The sequence below is a fragment of the Streptomyces sp. NPDC127106 genome (assembly GCF_042677605.1).
Lineage (GTDB): Bacteria > Actinomycetota > Actinomycetes > Streptomycetales > Streptomycetaceae > Streptomyces.
Window position 1 is genome coordinate 24,888 of record NZ_JBHXTC010000043.1, and the last position, 26,129, is coordinate 51,016.

Consider the following 26,129-nt stretch of genomic DNA (forward strand, 5'->3'; position numbering starts at 1 on the left):
GACCACTTCGAGCACGGGGATGGCGTAAGACATGGTGAACGAGGAGAAGTACCTCGATTACCTCAAGCGGGCAACGGCCGATCTCCGCGAGGCGCGCCGCAGGCTGCGCGAGGTGGAGGAGCGCGAGCAGGAGCCGATCGCGATCGTGGCGATGAGCTGCCGCTACCCGGGAGGCGTCGACACCCCCGAGGCCCTGTGGGATCTCGTCGCCCGCGGCGGGGACGCCGTCACCCCCTACCCGGCCGACCGGGGATGGCCCGCCGAGGTCCTCTTCGACCCCGACCCGGACAGCGGTGTCGAGGCGTACGAGCAGGTCGGCGGATTCCTGCACGAAGCCCACCACTTCGACCCCGGCTTCTTCGGGATCTCCCCGCGCGAGGCCCTCGCCATGGACCCGCAGCAGCGGCTGCTGCTGGAGACCTCCTGGGAGGCCGTCGAACGGGCTGGCATCGACCCGGCATCGCTGCGCGGCAGCCGCACCGGCGTCTTCGCGGGCCTGATGTACCACGACTACGCCGCCCGGCTGTTCAGCGTCCCCGAGGAGATCGAGGGCTTCCTCGGCAACGGCAGCTCCGGCAGCATCGCCTCCGGCCGCATCGCCTACACCCTCGGCCTCGAAGGACCCGCCGTCACCGTCGACACGGCCTGCTCGTCCTCGCTCGTCGCCGTCCACCTCGCCGCCCGGGCCCTGCGCAGCGGCGAGTGCACCCTCGCCCTCGCCGGCGGCGTCACCGTCATGTCGACGCCCGGCACCTTCACCGAGTTCAGCCGCCACCGCGGGCTGGCCGGCGACGGCCGCTGCAAGTCCTTCGCCGCCGCCGCCGACGGCACCGGCTGGGGCGAGGGCGCCGGCATGCTCGTCCTGGAACGCCTCTCCGCGGCCCGCGCCAACGGGCACCCCGTGCTCGCCGTCATCCGCGGGACCGCCGTCAACCAGGACGGCGCCAGCAGCGGCCTCACCGCCCCCAACGGGCCCTCCCAGCAGCGCGTCATCCGCGACGCACTCGCCGGGGCCCGCCTCTCGCCGGCCCAGATCGACGCCGTGGAGGCCCACGGCACCGGCACGACGCTGGGCGACCCGATCGAGGCCCAGGCGCTGCTCGCCACGTACGGCCAGGACCGGCCCGGGGACCGGCCGCTGCTGCTCGGCTCCATCAAGTCCAACATCGGGCACACCCAGGCCGCCGCCGGTGTCGCGGGCATCATCAAGATGGTCATGGCGATGCGCCACGGCGTGCTGCCCCGCACCCTGCACGTCGACGAGCCCACGCCGAACGTCGACTGGACGGAGGGCGCCGTCCGGCTGCTCACCGAGGCCGTGCCGTGGCCCGAGACCGGCGCCCCGCGACGCGCCGGTGTCTCCTCGTTCGGCATCAGCGGTACCAACGCCCACACCGTCATCGAGCAGGCCCCGGCCCCGGAAGCCGCGGAGCAGCCCGAAGGGCCGTCCGTCGCCGCCCCCGCGGTCCCGGCATCCCCCGTGCCGCCGCTGTGGAACCTCTCGGCCAAGTCACCGGCGGCCCTGCGCGCCCAGGCCGAGAAGCTGCACGCGCACCTGACGGCCCACCCCGGGCTGCCCGCCGGGGACGTCGCCCACTCGCTCGCGAGCGGACGCACCGACTTCGAGCACCGGGCGGTCCTCACGGCCGCCGACGAGCCCGGACTCCTCCGCGCGCTGGAGTCCCTCGCCGCCCTCGGCCCGGAGGAATCCGCCCCCGGCGTCACCCGCGGCCGGCCGGTCGCCGGGAAGCTGGCCTTCCTGTTCACCGGGCAGGGCAGCCAGCGGTTGGGAGCGGGCCGTGAGCTGTGCGCGGTCCACCCGGTGTTCGCGGCTGCGTTGGACGCGGTGTGCGAGCGGTTCGACCCGCTTCTCGGTTTGCCGTTGAAGGAGGTGTTGTTCGGGTCGGACGCGGAGTTGTTGGAGCGGACGGAGTATGCCCAGCCGGCGCTTTTCGCGGTCGAGGTGGCGTTGTTCCGGTTGCTGGAGTCGTGGGGTGTGGAGCCGGACTTCGTGTCCGGTCACTCGATCGGTGAGATCGCTGCCGCGCATGTGGCGGGTGTGTTCTCGTTGGACGACGCGTGTGCGTTGGTCGCGGCTCGTGGCCGGTTGATGCAGGCGCTGCCGGTCGGCGGGGTGATGATCGCGGTGGAGGCGTCGGAGGACGAGGTCGCGGTGTTGCTGGCCGGGTCCGAGCGGGTGGGCATCGCTGCGGTCAACGGTCCGCGGTCGGTGGTCATCGCCGGTGACGAGGACGCGGCGGTCGCGATCGCGGCGTCGTTCGCCGGGCGGAAGACGAAGCGGCTGGCGGTGAGCCATGCGTTCCACTCGCCGCGCATGGACGGCATGCTGGCTGCCTTCCGGCAGGTGGCGGAGGGGCTGGCGTACGCGGTCCCGCGCATCCCGGTCGTGTCCAACCTGACCGGGGGCCTCGCCGGCGAGGAGATGGCCTCGGCCGACTTCTGGGTCCGGCACGTCCGGGAGCCCGTCCGCTTCCTCGACGGGATCCGCACCCTCGCCGCCCGCAACACCGCCCACTTCGTCGAGATCGGCCCGGACGCCGTCCTCTCCGCGCTCGCCCAGGACTGCCTGCCCGACCACACCGACACGGCCGGCTTTGTCCCCGTCCTGCGCACCGGCCGGCCGGAGACCGAGACCCTCACCGGCGCCCTCGCGCGGCTCCACGTCCGCGGCACGGCCGTCGACTGGGCGGCGTACTACGCCGGCACCGGCGTCCGGCGCGTCGACCTGCCCACGTACGCCTTCCAGCGCGAGCCGTACTGGCTCGACGCCGGACGCCCGCCCGCCGACGTCTCCGCGGCCGGCCTGGGCACGGCCGGGCACCCGCTGCTCGGCGCCGCCGTCGCCCTCGCCGACCTCGACGGCTTCCTCTACACGGGCAGGCTCTCGCTCGACACGCACCCCTGGCTCGCGGACCACGCCGTCATGGGTACGGCCGTGCTGCCCGGCAGCGCCTTCGTGGAGCTGGCGATCCGGGCCGGCGACCAGGTCGGCTGCGACCTCCTGGAGGAACTCACCCTCCACGCACCGCTCGTCCTGCCCCCGCACGGCGGTGTCCAGGTGCAGCTGTGGGTGGGCGCCCCCGACGCCACCGGCCGCCGCTCCCTCGGCGTCCACTCCCGCCCCGACCCCGCCGACAGCCCCGCAGCCGGCGCCGACGAGGCCGAGACGCCGTGGACCCGGCACGCCGACGGCGTCCTCGCGGCGGGTGCCCCGCAGCCCTCCTTCGCCCCCCGGACCTGGCCGCCCGCCGGAGCCACCCCGCTGCCCGTCGACGAGCTGTACGCCGGGCTCGCCGAGGCCGGGCTGCACTACGGGCCCGCCTTCCAGGGCGTCCGCGCAGCCTGGACGACCGACGACGCGACCTACGTCGAGATCGAACCGGCCGAGGAACTGCAGCCCGGGACCGACCGGTTCGGCCTGCATCCCGCCCTGCTCGACGCCGCCCTGCACACGATCGGCCTCGCCGGACTCGTCGAGGACACCGGCGCCGGCCGGCTGCCGTTCTCCTGGACCGGGGTGTCCCTGTACGCCGTGGGCACCCCCACCCTCCGCGTACGGCTGGCGAAGGCCGGACCGGACACGGTGTCGCTGGCCCTCGCCGACGGCACCGGACAGCCCGTCGCCGAGATCGCCGCACTCACCCTGCGCACCGTCTCGGCCCAGCAGCTGAACACCGGGACGGGCGGCCCCCGCGACCACCTGTTCCACGTGGCGTGGCCCCCGCTCACCCTCCCCGACCCGGCCGACGGCGCCCCCGGCGCCGCCCCGGAGCCCGCGCTCGTCCTCGACGGGCCGACCGCCGCCGAGACGCTGGCCGCGGCCCGCGACACCGACGCCCCGGTACCGGGCACGGTCCTCGTACGCCTCCCCGCCGCGCCGGAGCTCACCCCCGAGGCCGTGCACGCGGCCACGCACGACACGCTCCGCCTGCTGCAGCACTGGCTCGCCGGCGACCGGCTCGCCGACGGCCGCCTCGTCGTCCTGACCCGGGGCGCGGTCACCGTGCACGCCGGCGACCGCGGGCCCGACCCCGTGCACGCCGCCGTCTGGGGGCTCGTCCGCTCCGCGCAGTCCGAGCACCCGGGCCGCTTCGTCCTCGTCGACACCGACGTGCCGCAGGCCGAGCTGCCCGGACCCGTACTGGACGCCGTCCTGGCCTCCCAGGAGCCGCAGCTGGCCCTGCGCGCGGGCACGGCACACGCACCCCGCCTCGCCAGGACGCCCGCGGTCGCGGAGGCCGGCACCGCGGCCCGGGCCCCCGCGTACGACGCCGCAGGCACCGTCCTGGTCACCGGAGCGGCCGGCACCCTCGGCCGGCTCGTCGCCCGGCACCTCGTGGCCGAGCGCGGCGTACGCCACCTGCTGCTGCTGAGCCGCCGCGGGGACACGGCGCCCGCGGCAGCCGACCTCACCCGTGAACTGGCCGACCTGGGCGCCGAGGTCACCTGGGCGGCCTGCGACGCCGCCGACCGGGAGGCGCTCGCCGCAGCCCTGGCCGGCATCCCGGCGGAGCACCCGCTGACCGGTGTGGTCCACACGGCCGGCGTCCTCGACGACGGCGTCATCGACTCCCTCACCCCCGAACGCCTCGACACCGTCCTGCGGCCCAAGGCCGACGCCGCCCTCCACCTCCACGAGCTGACCCGCGACGCCGACCTGTCGGCGTTCGTGCTGTTCTCCTCGGCCGCCGGTGTGTTCGGAGCGCCGGGCCAGGGCAACTACGCCGCGGCCAACTCCTTCCTGGACGCCCTCGCCCAGCACCGCCGCGCCCAGGGCCTGCCGGCCCGCTCCCTGGCCTGGGGCCTGTGGGAGGACGCCGACGGCATGGCCGGCGCCCTGGACCGGGCCGATCTGGAACGGATGAAGCGCGGCGGCGTGCAGGGTCTCACCGCCGCCGACGGACTCGCCCTCCTCGACCTCGCCGACACCCTCGCCGCGGGCGACACCGAAGCCGGCGCCGAGGACGGGGACGCCGGGCGGGCCCTCCTCGTGCCGATGCGGCTCACCCTGCCGGCCGCCGGTACGGCCGTGCCCCCGCTGCTGCGCGGCCTGGTCCGCGCGCCCGTACGGCGCACCGCCGCCGGGGCAGCCGTCCCGGGCCGCACCCGGACGGAGCCGTCCGGCCTGGAACGGAGCCTGCGCGGCCTCGACGCCGCCGGGCGGGAGCGGCTGCTCCTCGACCTCGTCCGCGGCCACGTCGCCGACGTCCTCGGCCACGGCAGCCCGGACGCCGTCGAACCCGAACAGGCCTTCAACGAGCTGGGCTTCGACTCCCTCACCGCCGTCGAACTCCGCAACCGGCTCGGCGCGGCCGTCGGCCGTCGACTGCCCGCCACGCTGGTCTTCGACTACCCGACCTCGCTGGTCCTCGCCCGTCACCTCGCCACCGAACTCGGCGCGGACGACGACCGGGCGTCCCACGCCCCGCCCGCACCCGCCCCCGGGCACGGCGGCGCGGCCGGCGCCGACGACCCGATCGCGATCGTGGCGATGAGCTGCCGCTACCCGGGCGGCGTCACCACGCCCGAGGAGCTGTGGCGGCTGCTGGAGGGCGGCGGCGACGCGATCACCGGCTTCCCGGCCGACCGCGGCTGGGACGTCGAAGCGCTGTACCACCCCGACCCCGACCACCCCGGCACCTCCTACACCCGCCACGGCGGCTTCCTGCACGACGTCGCCGGGTTCGACCCGACGTTCTTCGGGATCAGCCCGCGCGAAGCCGTCGGCACCGACCCGCAGCAGCGGCTGCTGCTGGAGACCACCTGGGAGGCCTTCGAACGGGCCGGCATCGACCCGGCCAGCGTCCGCGGCAGCCGCACCGGCGTCTACGCGGGCGTCATGTACCACGACTACGCCGCCGTGCTGGAACGGTCCGGCGACAGAGCGGACGGCTCGCTCGGATCCGGCAGCACGGGCAGCATCGCCTCGGGCCGCGTCTCGTACACCTTCGGCCTCGAAGGTCCCGCCGTCACCATCGACACCGCCTGCTCGTCCTCCCTGGTCGCCCTCCACATGGCCGTCCAGGCCCTGCGCAACGGCGAATGCGACCTGGCCCTCGCCGGTGGTGTCACCGTCATGGCCACCCCGGGCACGTTCGTCGGCTTCAGCCGCCAGCGCGGCCTGTCCGCCGACGGCCGCTGCCGTGCCTTCTCGGCACACGCCGACGGCACCGGCTGGGGCGAGGGCGTCGGCATGCTCCTCGTCGAGCGGCTCTCGGACGCCCGGCGCAACGGCCACCCGGTGCTGGCCGTCGTCCGCGGCTCCGCGATCAACCAGGACGGTGCGAGCAACGGCCTGACCGCGCCCAACGGGCCCTCGCAGCAGCGCGTCATCCGCGCCGCCCTCGCGAGCGCCGGCCTGACCCCTGCCGACGTGGACGCCGTCGAGGCCCACGGCACCGGCACCACCCTCGGCGACCCCATCGAGGCCCAGGCCCTGCTGGCGACCTACGGCCAGGACCGTCCGGCGGACCGGCCGCTGCTCCTCGGCGCCGTCAAGTCGAACCTCGGGCACACCCAGGCCGCGGCCGGCGTGGCCGGCGTCATCAAGATGGTGCTGGCCATGCAGCACGGCGTGCTGCCGCACACCCTGCACGCGCAGCAGCCGTCGCCGCACGTCGACTGGTCGGAAGGCGCCGTCAGCCTGCTCACGGAGCCCGTTCTGTGGCCGGAGACGGGCCGTCCGCGCCGGGCCGGTGTCTCCTCGTTCGGCATCAGCGGCACCAACGCCCACACCATCATCGAGCAGGCGCCGACCGCGACGGACTCCGTCCCGGACTCCGCGACGGACTCCGCACGGGATGCCGACCCCGACTCCCCGCCGGTGCCGGCCGTGCTGCCGCTGCGGCTCTCCGGCCGGACAGCGGAGGCCCTCGCCGCCCAGGCCCGGGCCCTGCGCACCCACCTGGACGACCGCCCCGGCCTCGCGCTCGCGGACGTCGCCCACTCCCTGGCCACCACCCGCGCAGCCTTCGACCACCGCGCCGTGATCGTCGCGAGGGACACCGCCACGGCCGTCGCCGCCCTCGACGCACTCGCCGCCGGACGGACCGCCGCCGGGCTGACCCGGGGTACGGTCGCCAAGGGCGGCCGGACCGCCTTCCTGTTCACCGGACAGGGCAGCCAGCGCCCGGGCACGGGCCGGGAACTCTACGCCACCCAACCGGTGTTCGCGGCGGCGCTGGACGCAGTCTGCGCCGAGCTGGACGCCCACCTCGAACTGCCCTTGAAGGACGTGCTGTTCGGGTCGGACGCGGCGATGTTGGACCGGACGGAGTACGCCCAGCCGGCGCTGTTCGCCGTCGAGGTGGCGCTCTCCTGGCTGCTGAAGTCCTGGGGTGTGGAGCCGGACGTCCTGTGCGGTCACTCCGTCGGCGAGATCGCAGCCGCGTACGTGGCGGGCGTCTTCTCGCTGGCCGACGCGTGCACGCTGGTCGCCGCCCGCGGACGGCTCATGCAGGCGCTGCCGGCCGGCGGGGTGATGATCGCCGTCCAGGCGTCGGAGGACGAGGTCGCGCCGTTGCTGGCCGGGACCGACCGGGTGGGCATCGCCGCGGTCAACGGTCCGCGGTCGGTGGTCATCGCCGGTGACGAGGACGCCGCGGTCGCGATCGCCGCGTCGTTCGCCGGCCGGAAGACCAAGCGGCTGACGGTCAGCCACGCGTTCCACTCGCCGCACATGGACGGCATGCTCGACGCCTTCCGCCAGGTGGCGGACGGGCTGACGTACGCCGCCCCGCGCATCCCGGTCGTCTCCAACCTGACCGGCACCCTCGTCTCCGACGAGATGGCCTCGGCCGACTTCTGGGTCCGGCACGTCCGCGAAGCCGTCCGCTTCCTGGACGGCGTCCGCGCCATGGAGGCCGCCGGGGTCACCACCTACCTCGAACTCGGCCCCGACGGCGTCCTGTCCGCCCTCGCCCAGGACTGCCTCACCGACGCCGCCGGTGCCGCCCTCGCCCCGACGCTGCGTGCGGACCGTTCCGAGACGGAGACCCTCACCACCGCGCTCGCCCGGGCCCACTGCCGCGGCGTCGAGGTCGACTGGCCGGTGTACTTCGCGTGGACGGGCGCGCAGCGCGTCGACCTGCCCACCTACGCCTTCCAACGGGAGCGCTACTGGCCGGAGCCCGGCACCCCGCTGCCCGGTGACGCCACCGGCCTCGGCCTCGCGACCGCCGGGCACCCGCTCCTGGGGGCGGCGGTGTCCCTCGCGGACGCCGACGGCTGCGTCCTCACGGGCCGGCTCTCGCTGCGCACCCACCCCTGGCTCGCGGACCACGCGGTCATGGGCTCCGTCCTCGTCCCGGGCACGGCGTTCGTGGAGCTGGCGCTGCACGCCGGCGAACGCGTCGGCGCCCCGGCCCTCGACGAGCTGACCCTCCAGGCACCGCTGGTCCTCTCCGACACGGGCGGTGCGGTGCAGGTCCAGGTCACGGTCGGCGCCCCGGACGGCTCCGGTCGCCGCCCGGTCGCCGTGTACTCCCGCCCGGCCGACACCGACGCCGAGGCGGAAGCCGACGCCGAGGACCAGCCGTGGCTGCGGCACGCCGCCGGTCTGCTCGCCGACGAGGTCCGCGCGGCCACCGCCGACCTGGGCGTCTGGCCCCCGACCGGGGCCACCCCCGTCCCGGTGGACGACGCGTACGAGCAGCTCGACGCCTCCGGGCTCCGCTACGGCCCCCTGTTCCAGGGGCTGCGGGCGGCCTGGCGGAGCGACGGCGCCCTGTTCGCCGAAGTCGCCCTGGACGGGCGCGCGCAGGCGGACGCCGACGCGTTCGGCCTCCACCCGGCCCTGCTGGACTCCGCCCTGCACACTCTGGTCCTCGACGGTGACGTGCTGGCCGTCCCGGCCGACGCCGAAGCCGACGATGCGGGCTCCTCCGGTGCCGCGCGACTGCCGTTCGCCTGGAGCGGCGTACGGCTGCACGCCACCGGCGCGGCCGCGGCGCGCGTCCGCCTCGCCCCGGCCGGCCACGGCGCGGTCCGTCTGGACCTGGCCGACACGGCCGGCCGGCCCGTCGCCTCGGTGGACTCGCTGGCCCTGCGCGCGGTCTCGCCCGAGCAGATCGGCGCCGCGGCCCGCGACGCCCGCCCGGAATCCCTCTACCGGGTCGAGTGGACGGCGCTCCCCACCGACCGGACGGCCACGGCTGCGGCCGATGCGGCCGACGTCGTCGTCACCGAGCTGCGTACGGGCGGCCTGCCCGCCGTGCCGGAAACGGTGCACGCCGAGACGGCGCGGGTGCTGGGGCTGCTACAGGAGTGGCTGTCGCAGGACCCGCCCGCGGACGGGCGTCTGGCGTTCGTGACGGGGGGCGCGGTGGAAGCCGTACCCGGCGAAGGCCTCCCGGATCCGGTGCACGCCGCGGTGTGGGGCCTGGTGCGGTCGGCGCAGTCCGAGCACCCGGGCCGTTTCCTCCTGGTCGACGTCGACGTGGACGCCGACACCAGCGAGGTGCAGGGCGCCCTCGCGGTCGCCCTGGCCTCCGGCGAGTCCGAGGTGGCCGTACGGGGAGGCGCGGCGCTGGTGCCGAGGCTGGCCCGCGCCGCCGCCCCGACCGGCGAGCCGGCTGCCGGGTGGGACGCCGAAGGCACGGTGCTGGTCACCGGTGCGAGCGGTTCGCTCGGCGCGCTGTTCGCCCGCCACCTCGCCACCGAGCACGGCGTACGGCACCTGCTGCTCGTCAGCCGCCGCGGCGCGGCCGCCGAAGGCGCGGCCGACCTGACGGCCGAACTGGCCGGACTGGGCGCCGAGGTCACCTGGGCCGCCTGCGACGTGGCCGACCGGGACGCCCTGGCGGCCGTACTGGCCGACGTCCCGGCCGGGCACCCGCTGACCGCGGTCGTGCACACCGCCGGCGTCCTCGACGACGGCGTGATCGGCTCCCTGACGGCCGACCGCCTGTCGGCGGTCCTGCGACCGAAGGTGGACGCGGCCTGGAACCTGCACGAGCTGACCCGGGACCTGGACCTCTCCGCATTCGTCCTGTTCTCCTCCGCCGCCGGGGTCTTCGGCAACGCCGGACAGGCCAACTACGCGGCCGGCAACGTCTTCCTGGACGCCCTCGCCGCCCACCGCCGGGCCGCCGGCCTGGCGGGCACCTCGCTGGCCTGGGGCCTGTGGACCGAGGCCGGTGGCGGCATGGGCGCCGCCCTGGACGCCGACGAGGTCTCGCGGCTGGGCCGCGGCGGGGCGAACGCCCTGTCCGCCGCCGAGGGCGTGGCCCTGTTCGACGCCGCGTCGGCCACCGGCCAGCCGCCGCTGCTGGTCCCGGTGAAGCTGGACCGGGTCGCCCTCCGCGCCCGGGCCGGCAGCGGGACGCTCCCGCCGCTGCTGTCCGGCCTGGTGCCGACGCCCGTACGCCGGGCCGGCGCGGACGGCACCGCCGGCAACGCCACCGGAACCGCCGCCCGGCTCACCAGCATGACGGCCGCCGCACAGGAGGCGTTCGTCCTGGACCTGGTACGCACCCAGGTCGCGTCGGTCCTCGGCTACGCCGGGCCCGAGGCGGTCGACGCCGACCGCTCCTTCCGCGAGCTCGGCTTCGACTCCCTCACCGCCGTCGAACTCCGCAACCTGATCGGCGCCGCGACCGGACTGCGCCTGCCGGCCACCCTCGTCTTCGACTACCCGACCTCGACGGTCCTGGCCGGCCACCTGCGCACCGAACTGCTCGGCGCGGCTCCTGCGGCGCCGTCGTCCCGGGCGGTGGTCGCCGTCCGTGACGACGAGCCCATCGCCATCGTCGGCCTGGGCTGCCGCTACCCCGGTGACGTGCACTCGCCCGAAGACCTGTGGCGGCTCGTCCTCGACGGCCGGGACGTCATCTCCCGGTTCCCCGACGACCGCGGATGGGACGTCGACGGCCTGTTCGCCGACGATCCCGGCCAGGAGGGCACGAGCTACGCCCGCGAGGGCGGGTTCCTCTCCGACGCCTCCGCCTTCGACCCGGCGTTCTTCGGGATCTCCCCGCGCGAGGCCGTGGCGATGGACCCGCAGCAGCGGCTCCTGCTGGAAACCTCGTGGGAGGCGTTCGAACGCGCCGGCATCGACCCGCGCACCCTGCGCGGCACCCGGACCGGCGTCTTCGCCGGCGTCATGTACCACGACTACGCCTCCCGGCTCGCGGCCCTGCCCGAGGGCGTCGAGGGCTTCCTCGGCACCGGCAACGCGGCCAGCGTCGTCTCCGGCCGGCTGTCGTACACCTTCGGCCTGGAGGGCCCGGCCGTCACCGTCGACACCGCCTGCTCCTCCTCCCTGGTGGCCCTCCACCTGGCCGTGCAGGCCCTGCGCAACGGGGAGTGCTCGCTCGCCCTCGCGGGCGGCGTGACCGTGATGGCGACCCCCGCGGCCTTCGTCGAGTTCAGCCGGCAGCGGGGCCTCGCCGCCGACGGCCGGTGCAAGGCGTTCTCCGCCGACGCCGACGGCACGGGCTGGTCCGAGGGAGCCGGCGTCCTGCTCGTGGAGCGGCTCTCCGACGCCCGCCGCAACGGCCACCCGGTCCTCGCCGTGGTCCGCGGCACGGCGATCAACCAGGACGGTGCCTCCAACGGCCTGACCGCCCCCAACGGGCCCTCCCAGCAGCGCGTCATCCGGCAGGCCCTCGCCAACGCCGGCCTGACCGCCGCCGACGTGGACGCCGTCGAGGCCCACGGCACCGGCACCACCCTCGGCGACCCCATCGAGGCCCAGGCCCTGCTGGCCACCTACGGCCAGGAACGTCCGGCGGACCGGCCGCTGCTCCTCGGTTCCATCAAGTCCAACATGGGGCACACGCAGGCCGCCGCCGGTGTCGCCGGCGTCATCAAGATGGTCATGGCGATGCGGCACGGGGTGCTGCCCCGGACCCTGCACGTCGACGAGCCCACCTCGCACGTCGACTGGACGGCCGGAGCCGTGACCCTGCTGGACACGGCCACGGCCTGGCCGCAGACAGCACGTCCCCGCCGCGCCGCGGTCTCCTCGTTCGGCTTCAGCGGAACCAACGCCCACGCCGTCATCGAGCAGGCCCCCGAGCCCGCCGAACCCGAGGCGCAGCAGCCCGAGCCCGCGCGGGCGCCCGGCAGCCTGCCGTGGCTCCTGTCGGCGAAAGACCCGCAGGCCCTGCGCGAGCAGGCCGCGCGCCTGGCGGCGCACGTGGCCGACCACCCCGAACAGTCCCTCACGGACATCGGCCACTCCCTGGCCACGAGCAGGACCGCCCTCGACCGGCGGGCCGCAGTGGTCGCCGCGGACCGCGACGGCTTCCTGGCCGGCCTCGCCGCGCTCGCCAAAGGCAGTCGACCGGCCGGCGTCCTCGAAGGCACGCCGGTCGGCGGGAAGCTGGCCTTCCTGTTCACCGGGCAGGGCAGCCAGCGGTTGGGCGCGGGCCGTGAGCTGTGCGCGGTCCACCCGGTGTTCGCGGCTGCGTTGGACGCGGTGTGCGAGCGGTTCGACCCGCTTCTCGGATTGCCGTTGAAGGAGGTGTTGTTCGGGTCGGACGCGGAGTTGTTGGAGCGGACGGAGTATGCCCAGCCGGCGCTTTTCGCGGTCGAGGTGGCGTTGTTCCGGTTGCTGGAGTCGTGGGGTGTGGAGCCGGACTTCGTGTCCGGTCACTCGATTGGTGAGATCGCTGCCGCGCATGTGGCGGGTGTGTTCTCGTTGGACGACGCGTGTGCGTTGGTCGCGGCTCGTGGCCGGTTGATGCAGGCGCTGCCGGTCGGCGGGGTGATGATCGCGGTGGAGGCGTCGGAGGACGAGGTCGCGGTGTTGCTGGCCGGGTCCGAGCGGGTGGGCATCGCTGCGGTCAACGGTCCGCGGTCGGTGGTCATCGCCGGTGACGAGGACGCGGCGGTCGCGATCGCGGCGTCGTTCGCGGGTCGGAAGACGAAGCGGCTGGCGGTGAGCCATGCGTTCCACTCGCCGCGCATGGACGGCATGCTGGCTGCCTTCCGGCAGGTGGCGGAGGGGCTGGCGTACGCGGCCCCGCGCATCCCGGTGGTGTCCAACCTGACCGGGGGCCTCGCCGGCGAGGAGATGGCCTCGGCCGACTTCTGGGTGCGGCACGTCCGGGAGCCCGTCCGCTTCCTCGACGGGATCCGGACCCTGGAAGGGGCGGGCGTCGCCACGTACCTTGAACTGGGGCCCGAGGGCGTCCTCTGCGCGCTCGCGCAGGACTGCGTCACCCGGGACGACGCCGGGTTCGCACCGGTGCTGCGCGCGGACCGGTCCGAGGACGCCGTCCTCGCCTCCGCCCTCGCCCAGGCCCACCTGCGGGGCATCGCCGTCGACTGGGCGGCGTACTACGCCGGCACCGGCGCCCGCCGGGTCGACCTGCCCACGTACGCCTTCCAGCGGCAGCGGTACTGGCTGGAGGCGCCCGCCCACGCCCTCGCCGGCGACGTCGCCTCCGCCGGACTCGGCGCGACCGCGCACCCGCTCCTCGGGGCCGCGGTCGACCTGCCCGACTCGGACGGGTTCCTCTTCACCGGACGGCTCTCGCTGCGCACCCAGCCCTGGCTGGCCGACCACCGCGTCGCAGGGACCGTCCTGGTGCCGGGCGCCGCGCTGGTGGAACTCGCCGTCCGGGCGGGCGACCACGCGGGCTGCGGCCGCCTGGACGACCTCATCCTCGAAGCACCGCTGGTGCTGCCCGAGACCGGTGGCCGGCAGCTGCGGCTCGCCGTCGCCGAGCCGGACACCGACGGGCGCCGGGCCTTCCAGGTCTACTCGCGCCCCGAGCAGGCCGCCCCCGACGAGCCGTGGACCCGGCACGCCGACGGCACCCTGGCGCCCGAGCCCGCGGACACGGACGGCCAGGCCCTGGAGGAGTGGCCGCCGGCGGGAGCCGTCGAACGCCCCGTGGACGAGCTGTACCCCGGCTTCGACGCCATCGGCCTCGGCTACGGCCCCGCCTTCCGCAACCTGCGCCGGGCCTACCGGCTCGGGGACGAGGTGTTCGCCGAGGTCGCCCTCGACGACGACCGCCTCCCGGAAGCCGCCCCGTACGGACTGCACCCGGCGCTCCTCGACGCCGCCCTGCACGCCGTCGCACTGGGGGAGTTCTTCCCCGACGGTCCGCAGGGCGCGCGGCTGCCCTTCTCCTGGGACGGCGTACGGCTGCACGCCGCCGGCGCCGCCGCACTGCGCGTACGGATGGCACCGGCCGGCCGGGACGCGGTGGCGCTGGCCCTGTGGGACGCAACGGGCCGGCCGGTCCTGACCGTCGACACGCTGGTCCTGCGCCCCCTCGTCGCCGACGGCATCGCTGCCGCCGCCGGCCTCGGCACCGGCCCGGTCCGCGAGGCGCTCTTCCAGGTCGACTGGGCCCCGCTGCCGCTGCCGCTGCCCGCGCCACGGCCGGAGTCGGGCAGCCGCTGGGCGCTGCTCGGCGCCGACCCGCTCAAGACGGGCGCGGGACTGGAACGGACCGGCGTCCTCGACGCCGCCGCCGACCGCACCCACCCGGACCTGCGCGCCCTGGCCGAGGCGTTCGACATGGCCGAGGCCCTCGGGGAGCCGGCACCGGAGACGGTCCTCGTCTCCCTGGCCCCCGACCTCGCGACCGCCGGCCACGGCGCCGCGGTACCCCGGGCCGCGCACGCCGCGACCGGCCACGCCCTGGAGCTGGTGCAGGGGTGGCTGGCGGACGAGCGGTTCGCCGCGTCCCGGCTCGCGGTCCTGACCCGCGGCGCCGTCGCCCCGGACCCCGACGAGGACGTGACCGACCCTGCGCACGCCGCGGTGTGGGGCCTGGTGCGGGCCGCGCAGGCGGAGCACCCGGACCGGTTCGTGCTGATCGACCTCGACGGCGAGGACGCCTCCTACCGGGCCCTGCCCGCCGCCCTCGCCACCGACGAGACCCAGCTCGCCCTGCGCGGCGGAACCGCACGGGCACCCCGCCTGGCACGCGCCGCCCTCACCCCGCCCACGGAGCCGCCCGCCGGCGGCACCCCCGCCGGCCCCGCCCTCGACCCCGAGGGCACGGTCCTGATCACGGGCGCCACCGGCACCCTCGGCGGGCTGCTCGCCCGGCACCTGGTCGCCGAGCACGGCGTACGGCACCTGCTGCTCACCAGCCGGCGCGGCGCGGCCGCGGCCGGCGCCGGCGAACTCGCGGCCGGGCTGCGGGAACTGGGCGCCGAAGTCACCTGGGCGGCCTGTGACGCCGCCGACCGGGACGCCCTCGCCGCCCTGCTGGCCGGCGTACCGGCCGGGCACCCGCTGACGGCCGTCGTGCACACCGCCGGTGTGCTCGACGACGGCACCGTCACCTCGCTCACCCGCGAGCGGATCGCGACGGTGCTCCGCCCCAAGGCCGACGCCGCGTGGAACCTGCACGAGCTGACCCGGGACCTCGACCTGGCGGCGTTCGTCCTGTTCTCCTCCGCCGCCGGTGTCTTCGGCAACGCCGGACAGGCCAACTACGCGGCGGGCAACACGTTCCTCGACGCACTCGCCCAGCACCGCCGGGCCCTCGGCCTGCCGGGCGTCTCGCTCGCCTGGGGCCTGTGGGACGACGAGGCCGGCATGGCCGCGACCCTCGACGACCAGGACCGGCAGCGCCTGAGCCGCGGCAGCATGAACGCCCTGTCCGAGGCCGACGGGCTGGCCCTCTTCGACGCGGCCCTGCGCGCGTCCACCGAGCCGGCGACCGCGAGCCTGCTCGTGCCCGCCCGGCTCGACCTGGCCGCACTCCAGGCCCGGGCCGGCAACGGCGTCGCACCCCTGCTGCGCGGCCTGCTCCGTACCCCCGTACGCCGCCGGACGAGCACCGGCGCGGCCCCGGACGGCGCAGGATCGCTGGCGGAGCAGCTGGCCCAACTGCCGCCCGCCGAACGGGACCGGGTACTGCTCGACACCGTCTGCACCCATGTCGCCCAGGTGCTGGGCCACAGCGGTGCGGCGGCCATCGAGCCGGGCATGGCGTTCAAGGAGCTCGGCTTCGACTCGCTGACCGCGGTCGAACTCCGCAACCGGCTCGGCGCGGCCACCGGCCTCCGCCTCCCGGCCACGCTCGTCTTCGACCACCCGACCCCCGAGCTGCTCGCCGGATTCCTGCGGTCCGCCCTGCCGCTCGGCGCTGACGGACCCACCGTCTTCGGTGAACTCGACCGGCTGGAAGCCGCGTTGGCGTCCGCCGACACGGCGGACGCGGACAGCGTCACCCGCTCGCGGATCACGATGCGCCTCCAGGCCCTCACGGCCAAGTGGACCGCCCGCCAGGACCCCGGACGCGCCACCGGCACCGACGGGGACACCCACGACGACCTCGACACGGTCACCGACGACGAGCTCTTCGACCTGCTCGACGACGAACTCGGCACCTCCTGAGCCGAGCCCGCAGACCGCCGGGCGGGGCCGTCCCCCGCCCCGCCCGGCCCCCGACCACACCACCACCACGGTCAGAACCGACCCGTACGACCGCCTCTCTGGCATGGAGCCCACGCACATGGTGAACGAGGACAAGCTTCGCGACTACCTCAAGCGGGCGACCGCCGATCTGCGCCAGGCCCGCAGGCGGTTGCGCGAGGTCGAGGAACAGAACCAGGAACCCGTCGCGATCGTCGCGATGAGCTGCCGCTACCCGGGCGGCGTCCGCACCCCCGAGGACCTGTGGCGGCTCGTCGCCGACGGCCACGACGCGATCTCCGCGTTCCCCGTCGACCGCGGCTGGGACGTGGAGACGCTCTACGACGCCGACCCCGACAGCGCCGGCTCCAGCTACGTCAGCGAGGGCGGCTTCCTCTACGACGCCGCCCGCTTCGACCCCGCCCCCTTCGGGATCTCCCCGCGCGAGGCCATGGCGATGGACCCGCAGCAGCGACTGCTGCTGGAGGCCTCCTGGGAGGCCTTCGAGCGGGCCTGCATCGACCCGACCTCCCTGCGCGGCAGCCGGACCGCCGTCTACGCCGGCGTCATGTACCACGACTACACCGCCCGGCTGGACTCCGTCCCCGAAGGCGTCGAGGGCTTCCTCGGCACCGGCAGCTCCGGCAGCATCGCCTCCGGCCGGGTGGCGTACACCTTCGGCCTGGAGGGGCCGGCGGTCACCGTCGACACCGCCTGCTCGTCCTCGCTGGTCACCCTGCACCTGGCCGTGCAGGCGCTGCGGGCGGGGGAGTGCACCATGGCCCTCGCCGGCGGTGTCACCGTCATGGCGACCCCGGCCACCTTCACCGAGTTCAGCCGCCAGCGCGGGCTGGCCCCCGACGGCCGCTGCAAGCCCTTCGCGGCCGCCGCCGACGGCACCGGCTGGGGCGAGGGCGTCGGCATGCTCCTCGTGGAGCGACTGTCGGACGCCCGGCGCAACGGGCACCCGGTGCTCGCCGTGATCCGCGGCTCGGCCGTCAACCAGGACGGCGCCAGCAACGGCCTGACCGCGCCGAACGGGCCCTCGCAGCAGCGCGTCATCCACCACGCCCTCACCAACGCCCGCCTGTCCGCCGCTGACGTGGACGTCGTCGAGGCCCACGGCACCGGCACGACCCTGGGCGACCCCATCGAGGCGCAGGCCCTGCTCGCCGCGTACGGCCAGGACCGGCCCGCGGACCGGCCCCTGCTGCTCGGCTCCGTCAAGTCCAACATCGGGCACACCCAGGCCGCCGCCGGCGTGGCGAGCATCATCAAGATGGTCGAGGCCATGCGGCACGGCACCGTGCCCAAGACCCTCCACCTCGACGAGCCGACCCCGCACGTCGACTGGGAGGCGGGCGCCGTCTCCCTGATCGGCGAGAGCGTCCCCTGGCCGCAGACCGGAGCCCCGCGCCGTGCGGGCGTGTCCTCGTTCGGGTTCAGCGGTACGAACGCGCACGTGATCGTGGAGCAGGCGCCTGAGGCTGTGGCTCCGGTGGTGGAGCCTGTGGGGGAGGGGGCGCGGTCGGTGCTGCCGGTGGTGCCGTGGGTGCTGTCGGGCAAGAGTGCGGGCGCGCTGCGGGCGCAGGCGGAGCGGTTGGCGGGCCGGCTGGCCGGGGTGTCGGCTGTGGATCCGGTGGATGTGGGTTGGTCGTTGGCGTCGACCCGGGCGGCGCTGGAGCATCGGGCCGTGGTCCTCGGTGACCATGCCGCCGGTGTCGACGCGGTGGCGTCGGGTGCGCTGGCCGCGGGTGTGGTGACCGGGTCGGTGGTCGGTGGGAAGACCGCGTTCGTGTTCCCGGGCCAGGGCTCGCAGTGGGTGGGCATGGCGGAGGAGCTGCTGGATGCCTCTGCGGTGTTCGCCGCGCGCATCGAGGCGTGTGCGAAGGCGTTGGAGCCCTTCACCGACTGGTCGTTGGTGGACGTGCTCCGGGGCGTCGAGGGCGTGCCCTCGCTCGACCGGGTGGATGTGGTGCAGCCGGCGCTGTTCTCGGTGATGGTGTCGTTGGCCGAGGTCTGGCGTGCTGCGGGGGTGCGTCCGGGTGCGGTGATCGGTCATTCGCAGGGTGAGATCGCTGCCGCGTGCGTGGCGGGGATCCTGTCGCTGGAGGACGCGGCCCGGGTGGTGGCGCTGCGCAGCCAGGCCATCGGCCGGGTGTTGGCGGGGCTGGGCGGGATGGTGTCCGTGCCCCTGCCGGCCGCGGAGGTGCGGGAGCGGATCGCGCCGTGGGGCGAGGAGCGGATCTCCGTTGCCGCCGCCAACGGGCCTTCGTCGGTGGTGGTTTCGGGTGAGGTCCAGGCGTTGGACGAGTTCCTGGCCGCGTGCGAGGCGGATGGTGTGCGGGCCAGGCGGATCGCGGTGGACTACGCCTCGCACTCCGCGCAGGTCGACCTGCTCCGCGAAGAGCTGGCCGAGCTGTTGGCGCCGATCGAACCGCAGGCCGCCGAGGTTCCGTTCCTGTCGACGGTGACGGGTGAGTGGGTGAAGGGGCCGGAGCTGGACGCCGGTTACTGGTTCCGCAACCTGCGGCGGACCGTCGAGCTGGAGGACGCCACGCGCACCCTCCTCGACCAGGGCTTCGGCGTGTTCGTCGAGTCCAGCCCGCACCCCGTCCTGACCGTCGGCATCCAGGAGACGGTGGAGGCCGCCGGCCGCGAGGCCGCCGTCCTCGGATCGCTGCGCCGCAACGAGGGCGGCATGGGACGGTTCTGGTTGTCCGTGGCCGAGGCCTGGGTCCGGGGCGTGGGCGTGGACTGGGACGCGGTCTTCGCCGGCACCGGCGCCCGCCGCGTGGACCTGCCCACCTACGCCTTCCAGCAGGAGCACTTCTGGCTGGAGGGCGGCGCCCCCCAGGACCCCGAAGCCACCGCCGCGCACCCGGCCGACACCGCGGACGCCCGCTTCTGGGAGGCCGTCGAGGCCAACGACGTGGCCGCGCTCACCGCCGAACTGGACGTCGACGCGGACGAGGCGCTGACGGCGCTGCTCCCCGCGTTGTCCTCCTGGCGGCGGCAGAGCCGGGAGCGCTCCGCCGTCGACGGCTGGCGCTACCGGATCACCTGGCAGCCCGCCCCGGAGCCCGCTGCCGCCCGCCTCTCCGGCACCTGGCTGGTCGTCGTCCCCGAGACCCCGGACGGCGCCGACGACGACGGCGCCGGTGCCGTCCTGCGGACGCTCGCCGAACACGGCGCCGACGTACGGCCGATCGCCGTCCCCGGCACCCCCGACGCACGGGTCGAGCTGGCCGGGCGGATCCGCGAGGCCCTGGCCGACGGCCCCGCCGCATCGGGCGTGCTCTCCCTGCTCACTCCCGCCGGGACCGGTGCGGCGGCCGGTGTGATCGCCACACTCACCCTCGTCCAGGCCCTCGGCGACACCGACGTGTCCGCCCCGCTGTGGTGCGTCACCCGCGGTGCCGTCGCCGTCGCCCGCTCCGAGCAGCACCCCGACCCCGCGCAGGCGCCCGTCTGGGGCCTGGGCCGGGTGACCGCACTGGAGCACGGTGAACGCTGGGGCGGCCTGATCGACCTGCCCGGCACGGATGCCGCGGACGACCGGGCGCTGGCCCGCCTGGCGGGCGTACTCGCCGGGGACGGAGCCGAGGACCAGGTCGCCGTCCGCCCCGCCGGGCTCTTCGTCCGGCGTCTCGTCCGCGCCCGCCTGGCCGACACACCGGCGGTACGCACCTGGCGGCCGAGCGGTACGACCCTGGTCACCGGCGGTACGGGAGCGCTGGGCGCGCACGTGGCCCGCTGGCTCGCCGCGAACGGCGCCGAGCACCTGATCCTCACCAGCCGCCGCGGCCCCGACGCCCCCGGAGCCGCCGCACTGCACGAGGAACTCACCGCGCTCGGCGCCCACGTCACGATCGCCGCCTGCGACGTCAGCGACCGCGACGCCCTCGCCGCGCTCCTCGCGGCCGTCCCCGCGGACCGGCCGCTCACCGCCGTCGTGCACACGGCGGCCGTCCTCGACGACGGGGTCATCGAAGCGCTCACCCCCGAGCAGATCGAGCGGGTCCTGCGGGTCAAGGTCGACGCGACCCGGCACCTGCACGAGCTGACCCGCGACCTCGGCCTCGACCTGTCCGCGTTCGTCCTCTTCTCCTCCTTCGCCGCCACCTTCGGCGCCCCCGGCCAGGGCAACTACGCGCCGGGCAACGCCTTCCTCGACGCCTTCGCCGAGTACCGGCGGGCCGCAGGCCTGCCCGCGACATCGATCGCCTGGGGCCCCTGGGGTGACGGGGGCATGGCCGAAGGCGCCGTCGGCGACCGCATGCGCCGCCACGGCGTCCTGGAGATGACCCCGAGCCGGGCGGTCACCGCGCTCCAGCACGCCCTGGACCGCGACGAGACCACCCTGACCGTCGCCGACATGGAGTGGAAGCGCTTCGTCCTCGCCTTCACCTCCGGCCGCGCCCGGCCCCTCCTGCACGACCTGCCCGAGGCCCGCCAGGTCATGGACAGTGCCCGCACCGAAGCGGCCGAGGACGGCAGCAGCGCCGCCCTGCTCGTCCGGCAGCTCGCCGGGCAGCCCGAGGCCGAGCAGGAACGCCTGCTGCTGGACCTCGTGCGCACCGCAGTCGCCGGCGTCCTCGGCTACGCAGGGCCCGACGCCGTGGAGGCCGGCCGGGCCTTCAAGGAGCTGGGCTTCGACTCCCTCACCTCCGTCGAACTGCGCAACCGCCTGAACGCGGCCGCCGGCCTCAAGCTGCCGCCCACCCTCGTCTTCGACTACCCCACGCCCACCGTCCTCGCCCGGTACCTGCGCGCCGAGCTCGCCGGCCAGCACGCCACGGCCGCCATCCCGGCACCGACGGCCGCCACCACCGCGGCGGACGCCGAACCGATCGCCGTCGTCGCCATGAGCTGCCGCTTCCCCGGCGGCGTCCGCAACCCCGAGGAGCTGTGGCAGCTGCTCGCCTCCGGTGGTGACGCCCTGTCCGGGTTCCCCGCCGACCGCGGCTGGGACGTCGAGGCGCTCTACAACCCCGACCCCAACGCCCAGGGCACCTCCTACACCCGCGAAGGCGGCTTCCTCACCGACGCGGCCGCGTTCGACCCGGCGTTCTTCGGGATCTCCCCGCGCGAGGCCCTGGCGATGGACCCGCAGCAGCGGCTGCTGCTGGAAACCTCCTGGGAGGCGTTCGAGCGGGCCGGCATCGACCCGGAGACCCTCCGCGGCAGCCAGTCCGGCGTCTTCGTCGGGACCAACGGCTCCGACTACTCCCACCTCGTACGCGGCGCCGCCGACGGCCTGGAGGGACACCTGGCCACGGGCAGCGCGGGCAGCGTCGTCTCCGGCCGCGTGTCCTACACCTTCGGCCTCGAAGGCCCCGCCGTCACCGTCGACACGGCGTGCTCGGCCTCGCTGGTCGCCCTCCACCTCGCCGTGCAGGCGCTGCGGGCCGGGGAGTGCTCCATGGCCCTCGCCGGCGGGGTCACGGTCATGTCCACGCCCGGCACCTTCATCGAGTTCAGCCGCCAGCGGGGCCTGTCCACCGACGGCCGCTGCAAGGCGTTCTCCGCCGACGCCGACGGCTTCAGCCCGGCCGAGGGCGTCGGCATGCTCCTCGTGGAGCGGCTGTCGGACGCCCGCCGCCACGGGCACCCGGTGCTCGCCGTGATCCGCGGTACGGCCATCAACCAGGACGGCGCCAGCAACGGCCTGACCGCCCCCAACGGGCCCTCCCAGCAGCGCGTCATCCGCCAGGCCCTCGCCAACGCCCGCCTGTCGGCCGCCGACGTGGACGTCGTCGAGGCCCACGGCACCGGCACCACCCTCGGCGACCCGATCGAGGCGCAGGCCCTGCTCGCCACGTACGGCCAGGACCGTCCGGCGGACCGGCCGCTGCTGCTCGGTTCCATCAAGTCCAACATCGGCCACGCCCAGGCCGCCGCCGGCGTCGCCGGCGTCATGAAAATGGTCCTGGCCATGCAGCACGGCGTCCTGCCGCAGAGCCTCCACATCACGGAGCCCACCCCGCACGTGGACTGGAGCGCCGGCGAGGTGGCCCTGCTCACCGAGCAGCGGGCCTGGCCCGACACCGGTGACCGCCCCCGGCGCGCGGGCGTGTCCTCGTTCGGGTTCAGCGGCACCAACGCCCATGCCATCATCGAGCAGGCCCCCGCCGCACAGGGGTCCGACGGGCAGGGGACCCCTGCACCCCAGGACCCCCACCCCCTACTGGCCGCGCCGCCGGCCGACGGCACCGCCCCCGACCCGGGCACCCCGCTGCCCTGGCCGCTGACCGCCAAGACCGAAAAGGCACTGCACGGCCAGGCCGAACGCCTGCTGAACCACCTCGCAGCCCGCCCTGACCTGCGACGCAGCGATATCGGCCATTCCCTGGCCACCACCCGCACGGCACACGACCGGCGTGCCGTCCTGATCGGCCGGAACCGGGAGGAACACCTCGCCGGCCTGGCCACCCTTGCCGCCGGAGGCACGGCCCCCCTGCTCGTGCAGGGGTCGGTCATCGGGGGCAAGACCGCCTTCGTGTTCCCCGGACAGGGGTCGCAATGGGTGGGCATGGCCGAGGCGCTGTTGGACGCTTCACCTGTGTTTGCTGCCCGGGTGGATGAGTGTGCGAAGGCGCTGGAGCCCTTCACCGACTGGTCGTTGGTGGACGTGCTCCGGGGCGCCGATGGCGTGCCCTCGCTCGACCGGGTGGACGTGGTGCAGCCGGCGCTGTTCTCGGTGATGGTGTCGTTGGCCGAGGTCTGGCGTGCTGCGGGGGTGCGTCCGGGTGCGGTGATCGGTCACTCGCAGGGTGAGATCGCTGCCGCGTGCGTGGCGGGGATCCTGTCGCTGGAGGACGCGGCCCGGGTGGTGGCGCTGCGCAGCCAGGCCATCGGCCGGGTGCTGGCGGGGCTGGGCGGCATGGTGTCCGTGCCCCTGCCGGCCGCGGAGGTGCGGGAGCGGATCGCCCCGTGGGGCGAGGAGCGGATCTCCGTCGCCGCCGCCAACGGGCCGTCCTCGGTGGTGGTTTCGGGTGAGGTCCAGGCGTTGGACGAGTTCCTGGCCGCGTGCGAGGCCGATGGCGTGCGGGCCAAGCGGATCGCGGTGGACTACGCCTCCCACTCCGCGCAGGTCGACCTGCTCCGCGAAGAGCTGGCTGAGCTGTTGGCGCCGATCGAACCGCAGGCCGCCGAGGTTCCGTTCCTGTCGACGGTGACGGGTGAGTGGGTGAAGGGGCCGGAGCTGGATGCCGGTTACTGGTTCCGCAACCTGCGGCGGACCGTCGAGCTGGAGGACGCCACGCGCACCCTCCTCGACCAGGGCTTCGGCGTGTTCGTCGAGTCCAGCCCGCACCCCGTCCTGACCGTCGGCATCCAGGAGACGGTGGAGGCCGCCGGCCGCGAGGCCGCCGTCCTCGGATCCCTGCGCCGCAACGAGGGCGGCCCGGAGCGGTTCGGGCTGTCGCTCGGCGAGGCCTGGGTCCGCGGGGTCGACGTGGACTGGGAGGCCGTGTTCGCCGGCACCGGCGCCCAGCGCGCGCAGCTGCCGACCTACGCCTTCCAGCCGCAGCGGTACTGGCCGGAGGCGGCCCCCGCCGAGCCGGAGGCACCGCAGGCGGAGAGCACGACCGACGCCCGCTTCTGGGAGGCCGTCGAACGCGAGGACCTCGCCGCCCTCACCGCCGAGCTGCGCATCGAGGGCGACCAGCCCCTGACCGCCCTGCTGCCCGCCCTGTCCTCGTGGCGGCGCCAGAGCCGCGAGCAGGCCGCGGTTGACGGGTGGCGCTACCGCGTCACCTGGAAGGCCCTCGCCGACCCCACCGCGACCCGGCTGTCCGGGGCCTGGCTGGTCGTCGTGCCCGAGGCACTGTCCGGCCCGGCCGGTGACACGGCCGCCGCCGTCCTGCGGACGCTCGCCGACCGCGGCGCCGAGGTCCGTACCGTCACCATCGCCCCCGACGCGGCCGACCGCGACGCGCTCACCGCCACCCTCAAGGCCGCCACCGACGGGGCGGCCGCCCCGGCCGGGGTCCTCTCCCTCCTCGCCCTCGACGCCGGCCCCGGCGAAGACGGCGCGCTGCGCGCCCACGGCGGCCTCCTCACCACCGCCGCGCTCGTCCAGGCCCTCGGGGACGCCGCCGTGTCCGCGCCGCTGTGGTGCGTCACCCGCGGCGCCGTCGCCGTGGCCCGCACCGAGCGGATCCAGGACCCGGCCCAGGCCCTCCTGTGGGGCTTCGGCCGGACCGTCGCGCTGGAGCACCCCGACCGCTGGGGCGGTCTGCTCGACCTGCCCCCGCAGGCCGACGACCGGACCCTCGAACGGCTCGTCGGGGTCCTGGCCGGCGACGGCGCCGAGGACCAGATCGCCGTACGCTCCTCCGGGCTCCACGGCAGGCGGCTGGCGCACGCCCCGCTCGCCGACGCACCGGCCGCCCCCGCCTGGAAGCCGCGCGGGAGCACCCTCGTGACCGGCGGCACGGGCGCGCTGGGCGCGCACGTGGCCCGCTGGCTCGCCGAGAACGGCGCCGAGCACCTGATCCTCACCAGCCGCCGCGGCCCCGACGCGCCCGGCGCGGACGCACTGCGCGAGGAACTCACCGCACTCGGCGCCCACGTCACCGTCGCCGCCTGCGACATGGCCGACCGGGACGCCGTCGCCGCGCTCCTCGCGGCCGTCCCCGCCGACCGGCCGCTCACCGCCGTGTTCCACACCGCCGGCGTCCTGGCCGACGGGGTCATCGAGGGGCTGACCCCCGAGCGGTTCGCGACCGTGCTCGCCCCCAAGGCGGACGCGGCGCTCACCCTGCACGAGCTGACCGGCGACCTCGACCTGTCGGCGTTCGTCCTGTTCTCCGGAGTCGCCGGCACCCTCGGCGACGCCGGCCAGGGCAACTACGCCGCCGCCAACTCCTACCTCGACGCCCTCGCCGAGCAGCGGCACGCCGACGGCCTGCCCGCCACCTCGGTGGCCTGGGGCCGCTGGGGCGAGAGCGGACTCGCCGCGGGCGGCGCCATCGGGGAGCGGCTCGACCGCGGCGGAGTGCCCGCCATGGCCCCGGGCGCGGCGATCCGAGCCCTCCAGCAGGCCCTCGACCACGCCGAACCGGCCGTCGCCGTCGCCGACATCCGGTGGGAGCAGTTCACCCCCGGCTACACGGCCGTACGGCCCAGCCCGTTCCTCGGTGACCTGCCCGAGGTCCGGCGGCTCGCCCAGACCGCCCCCGCCGGCGCTGCCGCGGGCGGCGCCGATGCGCAGGGGGCCCCGGGCGAGGCACTGCGCCGGAGGCTGTCGGTGATGCCGCAGGCCGAACAGGCCCTGGCCGTCCTGGAGCTGGTCCGCTCCCACGCGGCGACCGCGCTCGGGCACCCCACCACCGACGAGGTGGGCGCGGGCCGCGCGTTCAAGGAGCTCGGCTTCGACTCCCTGATCGCGCTGGAACTCCGCAACCGCCTGAACGCGGCCACCGGGCTGAAGCTTCCGGCGACGCTGGTCTTCGACCACCCGACCCCGGCCGTCCTGGCCGAGTTCCTGCGCGCCGAGATCGTCCAGGACGGCAGCACCGCGGCCGCCCCGGGCATCGCGGAGCTGGAGAAGCTCGAATCCGCGCTGTCCGTCCTCGATCCGGACGGGGAGACGCGTGCCGACATCGCCTCGCGCCTGCAGGCCCTCCTGGCGAAGTGGGGTGAACCGCAGGCCCATTCGAGCGACGGGGCCGTGGCCGAGAAGCTCCAGGAAGCCACGCCCGACGAGCTCTTCGACTTCATCGAGAACGAGCTCGGGATCTAGCACAGCGGACAGCAGGCAGTAGCA

The 26,129-nt window shown here is 75.6% G+C and carries 2 protein-coding genes; both read left to right on the forward strand.

What is annotated here, in order from left to right; all coding sequences use genetic code 11:
* Positions 1–34: 34 nt before the first annotated feature.
* Positions 35–16,336, forward strand: a complete 16,302-nt coding sequence (locus tag ACFVGY_RS28005) for a type I polyketide synthase (RefSeq protein ID WP_385681999.1) — start codon at positions 35–37, stop codon at positions 16,334–16,336.
* A 121-nt stretch (positions 16,337–16,457) separates the two neighbouring features.
* The gene (locus ACFVGY_RS28010) at positions 16,458–26,105 is read left to right on the forward strand and encodes a type I polyketide synthase (RefSeq protein ID WP_385682001.1); all 9,648 of its coding nucleotides are present in this window, start codon (positions 16,458–16,460) and stop codon (positions 26,103–26,105) included.
* Positions 26,106–26,129: the final 24 nt, after the last annotated feature.